We start from the raw sequence: 18,505 nt of genomic DNA on the forward strand, positions 1-18,505 counted from the left end.
CTCAATAAAAAAGCAGCTTATTATGCCATTACGCTGCATGATCGCAAAGTAAAACCATGTAATATAAAAAAACCCTGCATTAAGCAGGGTCTTATTCAGCAATCAATTGAAAAAATTACTTTTCTTCAGCTTTTGCTTTTTCGCGTAAACGAATACCAAGGTCACGTAATTGATTCGCTTCAACTGGCGCTGGCGCTTGAGTCAACGGGCATTCAGCAGTCTTGGTTTTCGGGAATGCAATTACATCACGAATCGAAGATGCGCCTGTCATAAGCATGATCAAACGATCAAGACCGAATGCTAAACCACCGTGTGGAGGAGCACCATAACGTAATGCATTGAGTAAGAAGCTGAATTTCTCTTCGGCTTCTTCTTCACCAATACCTAAAGCTTCAAAAATCGCTTTTTGCATCTCTAAGGTATAAATACGCAGTGATCCACCACCGATCTCAGTACCATTGAGTACCATATCGTATGCAACAGACAACGCTGCACCTGGATTGCTCTTCACTTCTTCAACACTTGATTTTGGTAGTGTGAATGGGTGATGCACAGAAGTCCATTTGCCATCATCAGTTTCTTCGAACATTGGGAAATCAACAACCCAAAGTGGTGCCCACTCACAAGTTGAAAGATTCAAGTCATGACCGATTTTCACACGAAGTGCGCCCATCGCATCATTTACAACTTTTGCTTTATCTGCACCGAAGAATACGATGTCGCCATTTTCAGCACCAACACGTTTTAATAAATCGAGTACGATTGGCTCAATAAATTTAACGATTGGTGATTGAAGGCCTTCGATGCCTTTTTCGAGTTCGTTGACTTTGATGTAAGCCAAGCCTTTTGCACCGTAGATACCTACGAATTTGGTGTATTCATCAATTGCACTACGAGGGAGTGAACCCGCACCCGGAACACGTAAAGCGACAATACGACCTTTAGGATCTTTTGCAGGACCTGCGAAAACTTTGAATTCAACGTCTTGCATTAAGTCTGCAACGTCAACTAATTTCAATGGAATACGCATATCTGGTTTGTCAGATGCATAATCACGCATTGCATCGTTATAGGTCATACGTTCAAATTTATCGAATTTTACATTCAATAATTCGTTGAACATTTTAACCGTTAAGCCTTCCATTAAATCCATGATGTCATCGTCACTCATGAACGATGTTTCAACGTCGATTTGGGTAAATTCAGGCTGACGATCCGCACGTAAATCTTCGTCACGGAAACATTTTGCAATTTGGTAATAACGATCGATACCACCCACCATTAACAACTGTTTGAACAATTGTGGTGATTGTGGAAGTGCATAGAAGCTACCATTTGAAACACGACTTGGGACTAAATAGTCACGTGCGCCCTCAGGAGTTGCACGAGTCAAGATCGGTGTTTCAACGTCTAGGAAACCGTGATCTTCAAAGTAGTTACGAATCAAGTTTGTAACTTTAGAACGGAAGCGTAAGCGATCTAACATTTCAGGACGGCGAATGTCCAAGAAACGGTATTTCAAACGAATTTCTTCAGAAATATTGGTGTTTTCGTCATTCAATGGGAATGGAGGTGTTTCAGAAGCAGCTAGAACTTCGATTTCTTTTGCTAAAACTTCGATTTGACCACTCACCATGTTGGCATTTTCAGTACCTTCATAGCGACGACGTACACGACCTGTAATTTTTAATACAAATTCAGAGCGTGCTTTATCCGCAGTTGAGAAAGCTTCTGGTGTATCAGGATCAATTACGACTTGAACTAAACCATCACGGTCACGCATATCAAGGAAAATTACACCACCATGGTCACGGCGACGATGAACCCATCCGCATAAAGTAACTGTTTGATCGATTTGGGCTTCAGTTAAAGAGCCACAGTAATGAGTGCGCATCATATTGAATTATTTATCCAAACTATATTGGCTAGAAGGTGAATGCGTAAACAGCGCATCACCAATGAAGGGGAGATTATGCCTTGTTGAACATATTGTCTCAAGTCTTAATGTTTTCAACAGAATTTTAAAGCGACGCTTTTTTAAAAAAACGATCTTGTTTGACCTTTTCGATCAAATAATAGTAGCAACAGACATGCTGCTGTAAAAACACAAAGTGCTGTTTGAGTAAATTCATTAATTGATTTACCAATAAAAAAATACCGTTCGGTGTACCAGAGTTCTGATGAAATATGACGACTATAGTCCCAAATCGACAACAATCCAGCAACTGTTGAAATGATTAAGCTTGTAGTGATAAATCCTTTAATCTTAATCGGTACAGGTTGAGCTAATTTATGTTTGATGTAATAGTTTTTACACATCCAGAAGATAAAAGGTAAGGCGAGAATCGATGAACCAATCTGCAAAATAAAATGTAATGGATAATGCAAACCAAAGAGAGAAATATCTTGTGCGAGTAAATCTTTAAAAGCGAAGGTCCGAAAGTCCAGATGGGTTAATCCATCCCAGATTAAATGTGTCGCTGTACCCAGAATAATCGCAAAGCAATTCATAAGAATAAAGCCCACTGCATCATCAAAATTGCTGATCTTTATGGGGTGTTTTATACCCAGAAAGCGATAGCTGACAGGGCGATAAATGAGATACCACAAGAGACAAAAGAATAATCCAATCGGAAGATTGGGAAATAATATGCCAGACCACTGATGTGTTAATGCAATTGTTTCTTGAGTAAATAAGCGGTGGAGGTCTGGGGTCATACAGCCGATAGCAAGCGCTGCGACAGGCAAATGACCTTTACTCAATTTTGATAGAGGTGGTGCAAGAACAGCGTGAGAAAGAGTAAATGGCATATTCTTGGAGTGTTATAAACATTGAATAATGGATTAGTAGTGTAGCAAATGTTTTTTTGGGGTTATGTTTTTTATTGCAAAATAAATGAAATGTTATAATATAACAATATATATTTAAGCTGATCTGAGACACGGCATGTCATTTTCTAAAAATATTTTGACTTTATCTATTTTAGCAATAGCCAGTAGTACCACCTTTGCAGAAGAGGAAGCAAAGGTTCAACAACTTGCTACGATTGAAATTAAAGCGCACCCTTTAGAGCGAAATTCGGCCGATTTTGCTGTCGCAGATCATGTGATTGAGCAAAAAGAGTTAACTGAAAAAAGTGTAACATTAGGTGATGCCTTAGCTGGTGAGATGGGTATACATACCAATCAGTTTGGCGCAGGTTCAAGTCGTCCAGTGATTCGAGGACAAGATGGTGCTCGAGTCAAAGTGTTGCAAAATGCCTCTGAAAATATTGATGTTTCAACATTATCGCCTGACCATGCGGTCACGGTTGATCCATTATTAGCTAAGAAAATAGAAGTTATTCAAGGACCATCTACTTTATTGTACGGTGCTGGTACTGTAGGTGGTTTGGTCAATGTCACAGACAGCAAAATTCCGACACAGATGCCAGAAAATGGTTATGAGGGGAATATTGGGCTACGCTATAACACTGGCAGTGATGAAAAATTAGCAAGCGCGGGTGTTACTGTTGGTTTAGGTGATCAAGTTGCATTACGTCTTGAAGGCCTCAAACGCGAAGCCAATGATTATATTGCACCTGATTATTTCCATGAAGGTGAAAAAGAACGTCGAGTCGATAATACTTTTGCCAAAGGGCAAACTGTAAATGTTGGTCTATCGTGGATTTATGATCGTGGCTTTACTGGTATTTCATATAGCAATCGTCAGGATCAATACGGTTTGCCAGGACATAGCCATGAATATGAAAGCTGCGATGCACATTTAAGTGGTAGACCACATTTACATTGTGGTGATCACGATCCAGATGATGGACATGATCATGACCATGAGGAACATGAGCATGCACATGATGCAGGACCTTGGATTGATTTAAAATCAGAGCGTTATGATGTTCGTACTGAGTTGGACAACCCATTTGCAGGTTTTAAAAAATTACGCGCACAAGCGAGTTATACTGATTATCAACATGATGAGATCGAAGAAGAGACCATCGCGACTCGTTTTAAAAATAAAGGTTATGATGGACGCTTAGAGTTAGTACATAACCCGCTGGGTGTATGGGAAGGGGTCATTGGTACACAATATGGACAACAAAAATTAAAACTTACAGGTGAAGAAGCCTTTTTAGCACCAAATACCACTAAAAAATGGAGTGTTTTTGCATTAGAACATGCGCAATTTAATGATGTTCATGTTGAATTAGCTGCTCGTGCAGAACAGCAAAAAATTGATATTGATGATGCAACGAAAAAAGATTTCGACGGTTCAGCCTTTTCTGTTTCTGGTGCCGCCAATTGGGAGTTTGCACCAAACTATAAACTCTCTTTTGTTACCTCACATCAGGAGCGTTTGCCTTTAGCACAGGAGTTATATGCTAATGGTGGGCATTTCGCCACCAATACCTATGAACTAGGGAATGATCAGCTTAAAAAAGAGCAGTCAAATAATGTCGAACTTGGTTTTCATTACGATGATAACAAGTTTGATTACCATGTACATGTCTACCATAACTGGTTTGACGACTACATCTATGCCCAAACTTTAGATCGTTATAAAGATTTCCGTTTGGTTCAGTATGCACAAGATAAAGCCAAGTTCTATGGTGCTGAAGCAGAAGTGGGTTATCAGCTCTCTTCAATTTATAAACTCAGTGCATTCGGTGATTATGTTCGTGGCAAGATCGATAATGAAAATGCACCACGTGTACCAGCGGGCCGTTTAGGTACAAAAGTGAATGCAGACTTTGGTGATGGTTTTAGCGGTTCAGCTGAGTATTATCATGTATTCCAACAAGATAAGATCGCAGCTTATGAAACTGATACACAGAGTTATAATATGTTGAATTTAGGGGTAGCGTACTCAGGTAATTACAGCAATGTTGGGGAATATCGTGTATTCCTGAATGCTAATAACTTGCTTGATGATCAGGTTTATCAACATGCTTCATTCTTATCCAACATTCCTCAAGTGGGGCGTAATTTTACGGTGGGTGTGAACTTTAGTTTCTAATTTGTCACTCAAATCTTATTGAAAAATCAAAGTATAAGCTCTAGCCTTAGTTCATTAGGCTAGGGCTTTTTCTGTTTATATGCGCATCTTCCAAAGAATTCATCAAAAATTAAACTGGTCAGGTCGACGTTACATGGCAGTCATATTGAGTATTTTTGCGATTGGGTATATTGCTTCTGCAATTTATCACACTGTAAAACCACTCCCAAAAGGACTGGATTTTACTGGACAACTTCGCCATGCCAATGTGAAATTTTTAGCGGATCAAACTTATATTGATATACAAGGTCAGCAACAAGTTGATCAGCATATTTTCAAAGAAGTATTCCAACTGATTGATCAAGCACAAACCACAATTGTGATTGATATGTTTCTATTTAATCAGGAAGTTGGTGAATCAAAGGTAAAGCAATTTCCATTGATGCAGCAACTCACTGATGCGTTGATTCTGAAGCGTAAACTTTACCCCGCAATTCAAATCGTTGTGATTACAGATCCAATTAACTCGGTTTATGGTGGAATAACTCCTAAACACTATCGTCAGCTTCGTCAAGCAGGCGTAGATGTGATAGAAACTGATCTAAAACCATTGCGAGCCTCGAATCCACTGTGGTCGGGATTTTGGTATATTTGTTGCCAAAATTTAGGCAATAATCCAGAAGGCGGTTGGCTAAATAATCCTTTTGGAAAAGATAAAGTAACAATACGGAGTTATTTGGAGTTACTCAATTTTAAAGCCAATCATCGTAAAACCTTAGTGGTAGATACGGCTCAAGGTTGGAAGAGTTTAGTGACCTCAGCGAATCCTCATGATGGAAGTTCACATCATAGTAATGTCGCATTGGTCGTGGATGGCCCAACCGCGATTGATATATTACAAACTGAGCAAACCGTCGCGAATATGTCACAAGGTTCAAGTCCTTTTGTGATTATGGGTGGGCTGGTGGAAGATAAGCGCTTGCCACAGGTGCAGCTACTGACTGAAAAAGCGATTTATGATGCTGTGTTGAAGATGATTCAATCTGCAAAAAGTGAAGAACATTTGGACATGGCTATGTTCTATCTGTCTGAGCGAAATATTATTGAGGCGTTAAAACAGGCTAAACAACGTGGTGTAAATATCCGTATCATGCTTGATCCAAATAAAGATGCATTTGGTCGTCAAAAGAATGGTATTCCAAATCGCCAAGTGGCTTCAGAGCTCAATGCGGTAGGCATTCCAATTCGTTGGTGTGATACCCATGGTGAACAATGCCATAGTAAAATGCTACTCAAATATAACACTCAGCAAGCTGAGATTATTTTGGGTTCAGCTAATTTAACGGCACGTAATCTTAAAAACTATAATCTTGAGACAGACATGCGCGTTTTAGGTTCAGCACAAGCACAGGTCTTTAAAGATGCAGGACAGTATTTTGATGCTGCTTGGAGTAATGCGAATGGTCGTCAGATCACGGTTGATTATGCAAAATATGTGGATGAGTCAAAAGTGAAATACTGGCTCTATCGTTTTATGGAGTGGTCGGGCTTATCGACTTTCTAAAAAAGAGGCTTTAGGCCTCTTTTTTTATTGCGGATTTGGTGGAATCAATTGATCTAAGTCTTTATCAGCCAATTGATCTAATTCACTTAAATCCGTTTTGATTTTCCACTGAGCTTCATCATCGACTGGATTAGGCAGACGAGCTTCTAACCAATCGCACACTGCATCAGGATTAAATTCAGGATGATTACATTGAATTACCCAAGCTAAAAAGTCTTTCGCTTCACCATTCATATAAGGAGGAGGAGAGACAGGGAAGAATTGAGTGGGTAAGCGCTCATTGGTCGATAAGTAGTTCAGAACATGCCCAAGTTCTTGAACAGTTTGCCATGCAAGTGGATGTGCAACATCAATATTGAATTTAAACCACCAAGCATGTTGACCATCTGTGCCATGTGCAACGATGCGAGCTTCCTGCACACTTGGAACTTTACAAAAGAATTGATAAAGGCGATCAAAATTCATTTCAGCCACAAATGTCGTCTCAAAATCAAAAGTATAATTTTAGCATATCTCAATTTAACTATCCGTAGATGTGATTGATCGATGAATTGATTGATTAGATCTGAAAAAATATTATTACAACAGTTATGCTTAATTTTTATTCTAAAATAGAAAGATACTCTGATTTCTTAGGAGATAATCATGAAGCAATCTAAAATTTATATTTATGGCTTGGCGACTATATTGGGTTATCTCCCTATCATGAGTTATGCAGATAATGCTTGGAGTGGCTATAGTGGGGTGGAAAGACGTTCATATGCTCAAACTCCTCGTTATCAACCAGCAGCAGAAGATCCTTTCGCATTTTCAAATCAGCGTTACACACCGACTGCACCACCTAAAGGCTATTATTATCAACCGAATCAAAATAATTATTATCCTTATCCAAGCCATCGACCGGGTGTTCGTATTGAATACTATCCAGAAACACAATATGAGCACAGCTATCGACGTGAATCATTTGTTGTTGGAAATGAATTACCCGGCGAGTTTCGTAGTGAACGCTATGTGATTCGAGATTGGGATTCATATTCATTGCGTGAACCACCAAGAGGTCGGCACTGGGTCATGGTCGATGGTCGTTATCTTTTGGTGACTGACGATAATTTTACGATTGAAATTATTCGCTGATTTTAAATGTTTTTTTGAATTTTATTCAAAATTGAAATCTCCATAATTTCTTGGTTTTTATTACAAAGTTTTGCAATGTCGCAGTTTTTATTCATGCTTTCTCCTAGAGTTTTTCTTAATCTGATTTTAGATCGAAAAACAGAGGATCAGAACATGAAAAAGACAGCTGTATTACTGGTATCAACACTTATGCTTGGTATATCTGCCTCAGCTATGGCAGATTCAAATCGTTGGGATCATCAACATAAAGATCGTTATGATTACCGCTATGATCGTTATGACAATCGTCATGATCATCGGGAACAACCTCGTTGGTCAAATGGGGATCGCGGCAATCATTATGGTCAACCAATCAATTTTAAACGTGGTGAACGTTTACCTTCAGAGTTTCGCAGTAACCGATATATTGTTTCCAACTATCGTTATCATCGCTTGTATGAACCACCTCGTGGCTATAACTGGATGCAGGTACAAGGTAAATATGTATTGGTTGATTCGAAATATCGAATATTCCGTGTTGCATAAAACACCTAAGAAAAAGCAGGCGAGATGCCTGCTTTTTTTATTTATGCAAGTTCGTCATCTTGTGGTCGTGGTGTCTTATTTGCAGGAAGTTGTTGTTCATGATCTTTACCTCGGATCACAGATGGGTAGTTCCATGAAGCAAAACGCACCACTAAAATCGCCAAAGCCAGAATTAAAATAGAGCCTGTAATAATGACTAAATCCATCGAGGCTTTGTGATTATGCTGAATATCTGCAATCAATAGGCGAGTAAGTGCAGTGATCGCCACATAGATGAGGAAGCGTACAGGCATATGATTGGTTTTAAAATAGATACCGACCATTGCACCAAGTTCGAGGTAGATAAATAGCAGTAAAATGTCATCAATGCTGGCATATTGTTTAACGGTCAAAATTTCAATGACGGTATGTACGGCCGACCAAGCAATCATACAGCCAATAATAAACAGAGCTAAATAGTGAAAGGCTTCAACGGCATAATGACCTAAACGGTCAAATAAACGTTGTAAATTTTCGAGTTTATCTTTGGAGTTAGACATACAGGCTTATATTCTCAACAAGATCATTAGAATGTTATGCAAGTTTTATGCTGATTTTATTATAGCCATAAAAAAACTGCCTAAACCAAATGATTTAGGCAGTTTTTAAAACCGAACTAGAATTAAGCTTGGTTTGTGAAATAATCTTCGCTGAAATTCATGATTAAGTCAGAACCTGCTTTGATCTTCGCAAGGCGAGAATCAAGTTCTGGTAAAATACGGTCAACAAAGTACTGTGCCAAAGCAAGTTTGTTTTGGTAGAAATCACCAGACTTGTCTTTTGCAGCAGCAGCAATCTTAGCAAACATATAAGCAAAGCTAAGTAGACCAACTGCGCTTAAGTAATCTACAGCCGTAGAATTCGGGAATTCGATGTTTTCAGCTGCTTGCTCAATAATGAACTGAGTAATTGCTTCGATTTCAGTTGCAGCATCTAAAGTTGCATCTTTAATGAAGTTTAAGTCAGTGTCTAATGCATTGGCAAAATCACGGATCTCAGTGATATATTCAGCGATGAAAGCGCCACCACACTTAATGGTTTTACGACCAATTAAGTCCTGAGATTGAACGCCGTTTGTCCCTTCGTAAATTTGAGAAATACGAAGATCACGGATGCACTGTTCCATACCCCATTCACGAATATAACCGTGACCACCAAATACCATTTGCGCATCTAAAGTTGCTTGGAATGCAGTATCTGTGAGGTAAGCTTTCGCAATTGGTGTTAACAGCGCAACGCGGTCATTGGCTTTCCTCACTGCTTCTGCATCAGTAGAGAATTTAGTGATATCAAGCTGTTGACCTACATATACTGCAAATGCACGAGATGCTTCATTATTTGCACGTACATTCAACAACATACGACGAACATCACCGTGAACTAAGATGCTATCCGCAGGTTTGCTTGGAGATTTAACACCAGAAGCACTGCGACCTTGTAAACGATCAGTCGCATATTGAGCTGCATTTTGGTAAGCAAATTCAGAAGCACCAAGACCTTGGATACCCATTGATAAACGTTCATAGTTCATCATCACGAACATTGCTGCAAGACCTTCGTTTTCTTTACCAACGAGATAACCTTTTGCAGCATCAAAATTCATCACGCAAGTTGCAGATGCTTTGATCCCCATTTTATGTTCGATTGAACCAGGCCCAACAGGGTTACGTTCACCTAAAGAACCATCTGCATTTACAATGTATTTCGGTACGATGAATAAAGAAATACCACGTGAACCCGCAGGTGCATCAGGTGTTTTTGCAAGAACTAAGTGAATGATGTTTTCGGCGAGGTCGTGATCACCACCTGTAATGAAGATCTTAGTACCTGTAATGTTATAAGTACCATCTTCGTTGCGTTCAGCTTTAGTTTTAATAATCCCTAAATCTGTACCTGCATGCGGTTCAGTTAAGCACATCGTACCTGACCATTCGCCAGAGTAGATTTTAGGTAAATAAGTTTCTTTTTGCTCTTGAGATGCATAGCTGTTTAATGCCATACCTGCACCCACAGAAAGAAGCGGATAGAGCATGAATGATGGATTGGTTGCGAATAACATCTCATCAGAAAGAACAGTCAGCATTTTTGGCATTGCCTGACCGCCCCATTCTTCATCAGCACCTAAGCCAATCCAACCACCTTCAGCGTATTGACGGAATGCTTCTTTAAATCCTGCTGGTGTGAATACTTCACCGTTAACCCAACGTGCACCTTCTTCATCACCAGTACGGTTAAGTGGGTGAGTTACGTTTTGAGCAAATTTAGCCATTTCTTCTAAAATTGCTTCAGCAGTTGCAGCATCTACATGAGCAAGATTCTCATTAGACTGCCAAAATTGTTCTGCTTTAAATACATCATTTAAGATGAATTTCATGTCTGCTAAAGGTGCATTGTAAATTGGCATAATCGTTCCTTTTTACGCACAGGTCATGTGCAAAGTGATCAAATAAAACGAACAAATAAATTGAATAGTGTAAATTTAGCATTGATTAAACAAAAAAAGGACGGTCAAAACTGACCAGTCCTTTTTCTGTGATGAACGTTGCATCTCACTCTAATCTATGATTAGAACGCGAAGTGTTCCGCATCAAGTTCAAACAATGGCGCAACGCCAGTTGAAAGTACATCTACGTGTGAGCGAACACGCGGCAAGATCTTCTTGAAGTAGAAGCGAGCAGTCGTTACTTTTGCATTGTAGAAGTCAACTTCTGTTGAACCTTCAGCCAATTTCTCTTGAGCAACAAGTGCCATACGAGCCCATAGGAATGCAAGTGTTACATAACCAGAGAAGTATAAGTAGTCAACCGCAGCTGCACCAACTTCATCAGGGTTTTGCATTGCGCGCATACCGATTTGCATTGTGATATCGCCCCATTCTTTGTTTGCAGCAGCCAATGGCGCAATGAACTCTTGCATTGCAGCATTGTCTTTATTTGCTTCAACAAATTTATGGATGATCTTGGTGAAATCTTTAAGCATTGCACCTTGAGTTTGCAATACTTTACGACCTAACAAGTCAAGTGCTTGGATTTCAGTAGTACCTTCGTATAAGCAAGAAATACGTGTATCACGTACGATTTGCTCCATACCGTGTTCAGAAATAAAGCCATGACCACCAAAGACTTGAACACCGTGCTTCGCAGATTCTGAACCAGTTTCAGTTAAGAATGCTTTAGCAATTGGCGTTAACAAAGATAAGATGTTGTCAGCAAACTTACGCTCTTCTTCAGTTTCGCCTTTTTCAACGATATCTGCATACTGAGCTAATAAGTAAACAAGTGCACGACCACCTTCAGCAAATGCTTTTTGAGTTAAAAGCATGTTACGAACAGCAGGGTGAACAATAATTGGATCTGCTTCTTTTTCAGGTGCTTTAGGACCTGAAAGTGAACGCATTGCTAAACGATCTTTCGCATATGCTAAAGCACCTTGGAAAGAACCTTCAGATGCAGCAAGACCTTGAACGGCTGTACCAATACGTGCAGTGTTCATGAATGTGAACATGCAGTTTAGGCCACGGTTTTCTGGTCCGATCAAGTAACCTTTTGCTTTATCAAAGTTGATCACACAAGTTGCGTTACCATGGATACCCATTTTGTGTTCGATCGAACCACAACGTACAGCGTTGCGCTCGCCAACTGAACCATCAGCATTTACAAGGAACTTAGGTACGATGAAGAGAGAAATACCTTTAGTGCCTTTAGGCGCTCCTGGTAAACGTGCAAGAACGATGTGGACAATGTTGTCAGCCATGTCATGTTCACCAGCAGAGATAAAGATTTTCTCGCCAGAAATTGCATAGCTACCATCATCATTTGGTTCTGCTCTAGTACGAATAATACCTAAGTCTGAACCAGCATGAGATTCTGTTAAGCACATTGTACCTGTCCAAACACCTGATACAAGGTTTGGCATATACGTCGCTTTTTGTTCATCAGAACCATGGTGTTCAATTGTACGAACAGCACCATGAGAAAGACCTGGGTACATACCCCAAGACCAGTTTGCTGTACCAACCATCTCAGAAATTGTGATTCCTAGAGAGTTTGGTAATGCTTGACCGCCAAATTCTTCATCAGCAGAAAGAGAAGGGAAGCCAAGTTCGATATATTTTTGATACGCTTCTTTAAAGCCTGTAGGCGTAGTAACAACACCATCATTCCAAGTACAACCTTCACGATCGCCTGATTGGTTGATAGGAGAAAGTTCATTCTCACAGAAATCAGCTGCTGCTTCTAAATATTGATCAACCAATTCGCGGCTTACGGTGCCTTGAAATGCAGGAAGTTTTGCGTAATGTGCTTCAGCATTTAATAATTCGTGCAATACGAACTGCATATCACGTAAGGGTGCTTTGTATTGTGGCATAGCATTTTCCTCAATACTGGTTAAACCAGAGTTATAATCTTAGTCAATAGTAAATATACCCAAAGGGTATCATTTTGTGTTGCTAATCGTGCAACAAGTTATAGTTCCGTACAAGCTTTAACAGGGCATTTCTTAGTGACTGTAAAGTCAAAGATAATGCTTAAATTATTTTAAAGCGTATTGATTGTAGGCAGTTTGCGTTGAATTCGCTCGTAATAATATGCAAAAAATCGTAAGCAGCTGTGTAATTAAAAATAATTGATTCGGCAAATAAATAAAAGGCGCTTGAAGCGCCTTGATAACGAAATAATATTATGTTCTTACATAGGTTTAACGTTTGAATTGTGATTTTTCTGGTGTAAAGCGAACGTCACAAGTACCTTCAATTACACGATTATTCCACTGAACATTCACACGCTCACCGATGCGTTTACCCTGACAGGCTTTCTCAATCTGTGCTCTCTGTAGTCGATGTTCTTCACGCATTTGTTCTTGTTGTTCTTCACGTTGTTCGCGCTTAGCTTGCCATTCTGCACGTTGTTCTGGGGTTAGCGGTTGACGTTGCATTTCGTGGCGGTGGCGGTCATGATTCATTCCTTGTTCTGAAGGTGTTACTTGGCAGGCAGCCAAACCTAAAACAGAACCGAGAAGAGTTGTCATTAATACAATTTTTGTCTTGTTCATTATTTTATCCTGCGTAGTCAGTTAAGATTCGATTGTTAAAGATTAGATAATAAAGATGAAGAAAGAATGGAGAGTTTTTTTGAACCATGTTGGTTACAATCCATAAATAGAACACTATTGAGATTTCGCTTTTGAATGTTCGTCGCATGCCTTTAGCCATACGTTTATTTTTAACGGTATTACTGACTACCTTAGTGATTGCAACAATCAGTTTAGGGGTATTGCATTGGACCATGCAAAAGAACTTCGCACGTTATGTTGCTGATGTGGAAATGCAAAAATTAGATCGTTTGATTGCAAATCTAGGTAATGTTTATACGGTTTATCATGACTGGGGTAATGCCATTCAAGCGCAGATTTTACAAATTGAAGGCAACGCAGCACCTGATGATTATGATCGCTTGTCTCAGTGGTGGTTACGCCGTCAGTATGATATTGCCTTACAACAACGTTATTTTAATGACCATACCTTATTAACGCTTTCACCCACTTTAGCTCAAAACAACACCGAAATAAAAAATCGTCAGATTTTTAATGATGAAGAATTAAAGATTCTTAAACAAAATTTACCCTCAGAATATCAACCCTTTGAAGGCTTACGTTTTCCTTTGAGTCCGAGCCAATTTCGACTAAAGAAAGATGCGAAAGATGACAAGCAAGAGACCAAATCTAGTTCATCATCTGAACACGTTAAAAAGCGTTTTGTATCAATTCCAGATCGTTTAGGTTTAAGTTCAAGACTGTCTTTATATGATGAAAAACACCAATTTATTGTGGGCGAACCTGCAACTGATCAAATAGCCTACCGTCCAATTCTGGTAGATCAAAAAGTTGTGGGTTATCTCGGCTTAAAACCCGTATTGGATCAGGATGATGCATCAAGTATCAATTTCTTTAGTAATCAAAAGCGTTATTTACTTTTAGTTTATGCCTTAACCGTGATTTCTAGTTTGGTGGCAGCATTGTTAATGGCAGCTTATTTCAAAAAGCCAATTCAACGTTTGCTCAATGCGACGTTGGAGTTAACGCGTGGAAATTACCAACATCAAGTTGTGATTAAGCGAAATGATGAATTGGGAGATTTATCTAATCAACTGAATCATTTGGCTGATATTTTGCATCAACATGAGGAATCGCGCCGTCAATGGGTCGCAGATACTTCTCATGAATTAAAAACGCCTTTGGCTGTGTTACAAGCACAGATTGAAGCAATGCAGGATGGAATTCGTAAAGCAACACCCGAGCATCTTGATGCAATGATGCGTCAAGTGAGTAGTTTAAAGAAACTAACAAAAGATTTGGCTGATTTGGCACAGGCAGATGCGCAGCAGTTGAAATGCTATTTTGCTGAAGTCAATCCATGGGATGTGGTACTGCAAGAAGTTGAGAATTTTAAACCTGCATTTGAACAAAAGCAGTTTGATGTTTCACTTTCAGGCGAAGGAATAAGCCTATCTTTAGATCGAGATCGTTTTAAACAGATCATCGTTAACTTGCTTGGAAATTGTGTACGTTACACAGAACAAGGTGGGAAAATACAGATTCATACTCAACAAAATGAGCATGAATGGATATTGTATGTGGATGATAGCCCATTTGGGGTAAGTGATGAGCAGTTGGCGCGTTTAGGCGAGCGTTTTTATCGTGTGGATGATTCACGCACACGTAGCACTGGCGGAACAGGTTTAGGTTTGGCTTTGTCTTGTAAACTTGCACAGGCTTTAGGTGGTTCACTTACTTTTAATCATTCACCTTTAGGTGGATTGCGTTGTGTACTGACTTTCCCAAAATTAATTAAATAACTTTTTGATCCTCTTTGCTTGAGGAAGATAGATAGGATGAAAACCATGAAACATATTATGTTGGTTGAAGATGAAGTTGAACTTGCACAGTTGGTTCGTGATTATTTAGAAGCGGCTGGTTTTGAAGTCAGTATGTTTCATGATGGTCAGGATGCTTATACCCAGTTTCAACAACGTAAGCCAAGTCTCATGATTTTAGACTTGATGGTTCCTCGTATGGATGGTTTAACCATTTGCCGTAAAGTACGTGAACAATCTGATTTACCGATTATTATGGTAACTGCGCGTACTGAAGAAATTGATCGTGTTTTAGGCTTAAATATGGGTGCAGATGACTATATTTGTAAACCATTTAGTCCGAAAGAGTTGGTTGCACGTGTACAAGCTGTTTTACGTCGTTTAGAGCGTAAGGCAGAACCTGATCAAAATGATTTATTTCGTATCGATAAAGCACAGCAACGTATTTGGTATCAACAAAAAGCATTAACTTTAACACCGACTGAATTCCGTTTATTGGAATTATTCTTGGAGCATCTCGGTCAAGTCTATTCACGAGCGCAATTGTTAGATCATATTAATCCAGATAGCTTTGATGTGGCAGATCGTGTAATTGACAGTCATATTAAAAATCTTCGTCGTAAAATTACTGAAGCTGCTGAAACAGGGAATCGTCATGAATGGATTCAGGCGGTTTATGGCGTAGGTTATCGTTTTGAATATCCTGATGAGTAAAATATAAAAGCCCTTTTGTAAATAAAGGGCTTTTTATTAAATAATAAATTGTCATTATAATTATAAGTAGCTATTATTTGTTCAAAGTCAATATATGACTTTTATTAAGTCCTAAATTTAAAATATTTAGATAATAATTTTATTATAAAAGGGGTGTCAAATGTTTAAAAAGACATTTTTAGCTTTCGCTTGTTCTACATTTTTAGTTGCTTGTGGAGGAGGTGGTAGTACTTCTTCAAATAATACTGATAATGGTAATCCAGTTGCTCCTGTTTCAGATTTAAATAAAGCAAAACAGTTGATTGATACAACCAATAATATCATTTCTTATTTTGATAGTTTTGATGGATTGCAATCACAATATCAGCCAACGTTTGATGCAATTAGTGATGCTGGTACGGATACTGGTAATGCGAGTGGTTTAATTTTGACTTTGGCCTCATTGGCACAGCAAGATGCAAATGGTTCGACCCAAGAATATAATGCAACTCAGTTAGAAGCCTTATTGAAAGAAGATTCAACGTATGGGGAATATTACTATCCTGATTATCAGTTGAGTAATAATACCCTTAAAGTCAGTGTGACACCGAATTCAGTGACTGTAACAGGTGGTGTTACAGCTAAGTATTGGACAGATTATGTTTGGGACTATAAAACTCAGACAGGTCATGATGTTTTTGGTGATGAAGCCAACGTAACTGTAACCAATTTGAAATTAGAAGCACCATTCTCGGCATCTCAATCAACTTACGATTTTAAATTGGTTGCTGGTGGGAAAATTGCCACTAAGAATGTTATGAGTAAAAAAGAAGCAATTTTAGCAGTAAATAGTGATAGTACGGCTCAAGTCGTTTATAACAATCCAGCAAAATTGGGTGATCGTTCTAGTGATCAAGTTCCTAAGACTGCGCAATTTAAGTTTGCGAATGTTGTATTGACTGCTGTAGGTACAGGCGCAGAGTTGAGTTTAACTGAATTTTCAAGTAAGGCGACGCAAGTTCAATTTAAAGATGGTTTAAGCACATCCACAGAAATTATTCCTACTGAGCTAAACTTAAAAGGTAAGGCTATTGCTGGAACGGAAAACCTGAACTTAGAGGCAAGCATTAAATTAAATAATGATTTATCCAAAGTAATTGATATTACAGGTGGTAATGAATCTGCTGCAGCATTTATTAATGCAGATCTTAATGTGAAACTCAGTGGTAATGTCAAAGGTGGTGGTACAAGTATTAAACCATTTAGTGTTGATTTAACTGCTAAACGTAATGAGTATCAGAAAGGTACAGCAACGATTAAGATTACTGTAGATAAAGATGTGCTTACGGCTGACTTTAAAACTGATAATTTGATTACAACAGCTGTACCTGTCGTTTGGGCAAAATTGTCTCATCCTAATGGTGCATATGTTGAAATTGCTGATCTTGATAATTTTTCATCAGCGCAGATTAAAGTGGGTAATACCGCATATGGCACAGTGAGTAAAGTGTCAGATAACGTATATTCTGCAAAATTCACAGATAATACTGTTAAAGCGATTGCACCATAATCATGAAAAGGAGAGGGGGAGTAATATCCCCTTTTTTTATGCTCAAAAAAAGTCTAGCTGTATTCGGGATATTGATTCCTTTCTATTCCCATGCTCAAGAAAAAATCTATTATCAAGTGCAGGCGAATATATATAGTGAACCTGTGTCGATTCACGCATTTACAGATGATTGGGATGATACACATTTTAAATCAGGAAAAAATGCTTTTGCTCATGGTTTAATGCAGTTGGGTATTAAACAGGGCCAATGGGATTTTAGCTGGATTTGGCGTTATGATTATGTCCTACATTTTAGTCCAGATACTGCAACATTATATTATCAGATCAAAAATGAAAAGTTGATTGATGCCAGTACTCAATATAATTTACAACTTGAGGCGCAGCATGTTGATACTGTCGGCTCTAGATTTGCCTATACATGGCAGTTGAGTCCGAACTGGAGTTTAACAACGGGTGCAACTGCATTAATTGGGCGGCATTATGTAGATGGTCAAGTTAATGCTTTGGCTCAAACAACTGATCAAAAGCAACTCATGGATCGCGTTAAATGGCTGAATGGCCAAATTGACTATAGTTATGATCAGCCAGCACTAAAAGAAGATAAAATGGGGTGGAATGAGCGTGCAAATCAGGGTTATGGTTTTGCATTTGATACTTCATTTCAAGGGACAATTGCGAATCACTGGAAAGTAAACATTAATATTCAGGATGCAATTGCTTATTTATATTGGCAAGATGCACCTTATACACAATATCAGATTACTTATGATCAAGATAAGCGTCCCCGCTTTGACATTCACGGACAATTTAGTAAGCACCATCAATACACTCAAAAACTGCCATTTAAAATTTATACTGATTTCAATTATCAGTCGGATCAGGCTTGGCAGTTAGGTATAAGCTCAATCAGTAATCAATATAATAGTCTTTGGCAACTCAATGCTTATTGGGATGCTGGGTTGCAATGGGGAATCCATTTTGAACCACAGACTCATGCCCTGGGGTTATCAATTCAACATGATTATTTTGGTGTGAAATATATTGCAGATAATCTAAATACTAATCAGGCTAAGAGAATGGGTGCACAATTATTTGCGCAATATCAATGGTAGACA

15 protein-coding genes are annotated in these 18,505 nt (G+C 38.8%); 8 read left to right on the forward strand and 7 right to left on the reverse strand.

From position 1 onward, the window contains the following. Positions 1–115: 115 nt before the first annotated feature. A complete protein-coding gene (gene aspS / locus AC0JIQ_RS02745) occupies positions 116–1,897 on the reverse strand; it encodes an aspartate--tRNA ligase (protein WP_004664816.1) in 1,782 nt (593 codons plus the stop codon). A gap of 140 nt (positions 1,898–2,037) precedes the next feature. After that, positions 2,038–2,811: a DUF4184 family protein gene (locus AC0JIQ_RS02750; RefSeq protein ID WP_474202557.1), complete on the reverse strand. Its 774-nt coding sequence runs from the start codon at positions 2,809–2,811 to the stop codon at positions 2,038–2,040. 136 nt (positions 2,812–2,947) lie between these two features. On the opposite strand from AC0JIQ_RS02750, the gene znuD reads away from it, so the two are divergent. Next, entirely contained in the window at positions 2,948–5,014 is a 2,067-nt protein-coding gene (gene znuD / locus AC0JIQ_RS02755; protein ID WP_474202558.1) for a zinc piracy TonB-dependent receptor ZnuD, read from the forward strand. Between the two features lie 79 nt (positions 5,015–5,093). Next, complete coding sequence (locus tag AC0JIQ_RS02760; protein WP_474202559.1) at positions 5,094–6,557, forward strand: phospholipase D family protein; 1,464 nt, start codon at positions 5,094–5,096, stop codon at positions 6,555–6,557. 24 nt (positions 6,558–6,581) lie between these two features. Here the strand turns inward: AC0JIQ_RS02760 and AC0JIQ_RS02765 are convergent, their stop codons facing one another. After that, positions 6,582–7,022, reverse strand: coding sequence for a hypothetical protein (locus AC0JIQ_RS02765; RefSeq protein ID WP_474203214.1), 441 nt, complete (start codon positions 7,020–7,022; stop codon positions 6,582–6,584). Between the two features lie 180 nt (positions 7,023–7,202). Here AC0JIQ_RS02765 and AC0JIQ_RS02770 point away from each other — a divergent pair, with 180 nt between their 5' ends. Next, entirely contained in the window at positions 7,203–7,691 is a 489-nt protein-coding gene (locus tag AC0JIQ_RS02770) for an RcnB family protein (RefSeq protein WP_474202560.1), read from the forward strand. 153 nt (positions 7,692–7,844) lie between these two features. Then, a complete protein-coding gene (locus AC0JIQ_RS02775) occupies positions 7,845–8,216 on the forward strand; it encodes an RcnB family protein (protein WP_474202561.1) in 372 nt (123 codons plus the stop codon). A 41-nt stretch (positions 8,217–8,257) separates the two neighbouring features. Here the strand turns inward: AC0JIQ_RS02775 and AC0JIQ_RS02780 are convergent, their stop codons facing one another. The 4 genes from AC0JIQ_RS02780 to AC0JIQ_RS02795 all read right to left on the reverse strand — a co-directional run bounded on the left by AC0JIQ_RS02780 (position 8,258) and on the right by AC0JIQ_RS02795 (position 13,307). Then, a complete protein-coding gene (locus tag AC0JIQ_RS02780; RefSeq protein ID WP_004664805.1) occupies positions 8,258–8,755 on the reverse strand; it encodes a phosphate-starvation-inducible protein PsiE in 498 nt (165 codons plus the stop codon). A gap of 122 nt (positions 8,756–8,877) precedes the next feature. Next, positions 8,878–10,659, reverse strand: coding sequence for an acyl-CoA dehydrogenase C-terminal domain-containing protein (locus AC0JIQ_RS02785; protein ID WP_474202562.1), 1,782 nt, complete (start codon positions 10,657–10,659; stop codon positions 8,878–8,880). A gap of 161 nt (positions 10,660–10,820) precedes the next feature. Beyond that, the gene (locus AC0JIQ_RS02790; RefSeq protein WP_474202563.1) at positions 10,821–12,623 is read right to left on the reverse strand and encodes an acyl-CoA dehydrogenase C-terminal domain-containing protein; all 1,803 of its coding nucleotides are present in this window, start codon (positions 12,621–12,623) and stop codon (positions 10,821–10,823) included. A 330-nt stretch (positions 12,624–12,953) separates the two neighbouring features. Further along, positions 12,954–13,307, reverse strand: coding sequence for a heavy-metal resistance (locus AC0JIQ_RS02795; RefSeq protein ID WP_474202564.1), 354 nt, complete (start codon positions 13,305–13,307; stop codon positions 12,954–12,956). Between the two features lie 131 nt (positions 13,308–13,438). Between AC0JIQ_RS02795 and baeS the strand changes: the two genes are divergently transcribed. The 4 genes from baeS to AC0JIQ_RS02815 all read left to right on the forward strand — a co-directional run bounded on the left by baeS (position 13,439) and on the right by AC0JIQ_RS02815 (position 18,502). Continuing rightward, the gene (gene baeS, locus AC0JIQ_RS02800; RefSeq protein ID WP_474202565.1) at positions 13,439–15,109 is read left to right on the forward strand and encodes a sensor histidine kinase efflux regulator BaeS; all 1,671 of its coding nucleotides are present in this window, start codon (positions 13,439–13,441) and stop codon (positions 15,107–15,109) included. Between the two features lie 45 nt (positions 15,110–15,154). Beyond that, positions 15,155–15,841 (forward strand): response regulator, encoded by a 687-nt coding sequence (locus AC0JIQ_RS02805; protein WP_004664800.1) that lies wholly within the window; start codon positions 15,155–15,157, stop codon positions 15,839–15,841. Between the two features lie 160 nt (positions 15,842–16,001). Further along, positions 16,002–17,390 (forward strand): hypothetical protein, encoded by a 1,389-nt coding sequence (locus AC0JIQ_RS02810; RefSeq protein ID WP_474202566.1) that lies wholly within the window; start codon positions 16,002–16,004, stop codon positions 17,388–17,390. Between the two features lie 38 nt (positions 17,391–17,428). Continuing rightward, positions 17,429–18,502 carry a hypothetical protein gene (locus AC0JIQ_RS02815; RefSeq protein ID WP_474202567.1) on the forward strand — a complete coding sequence of 358 codons (1,074 nt, stop codon included), beginning with the start codon at positions 17,429–17,431 and terminating at the stop codon, positions 18,500–18,502. Positions 18,503–18,505: the final 3 nt, after the last annotated feature.

It is taken from the genome of Acinetobacter sp. FB, assembly GCF_056033405.1.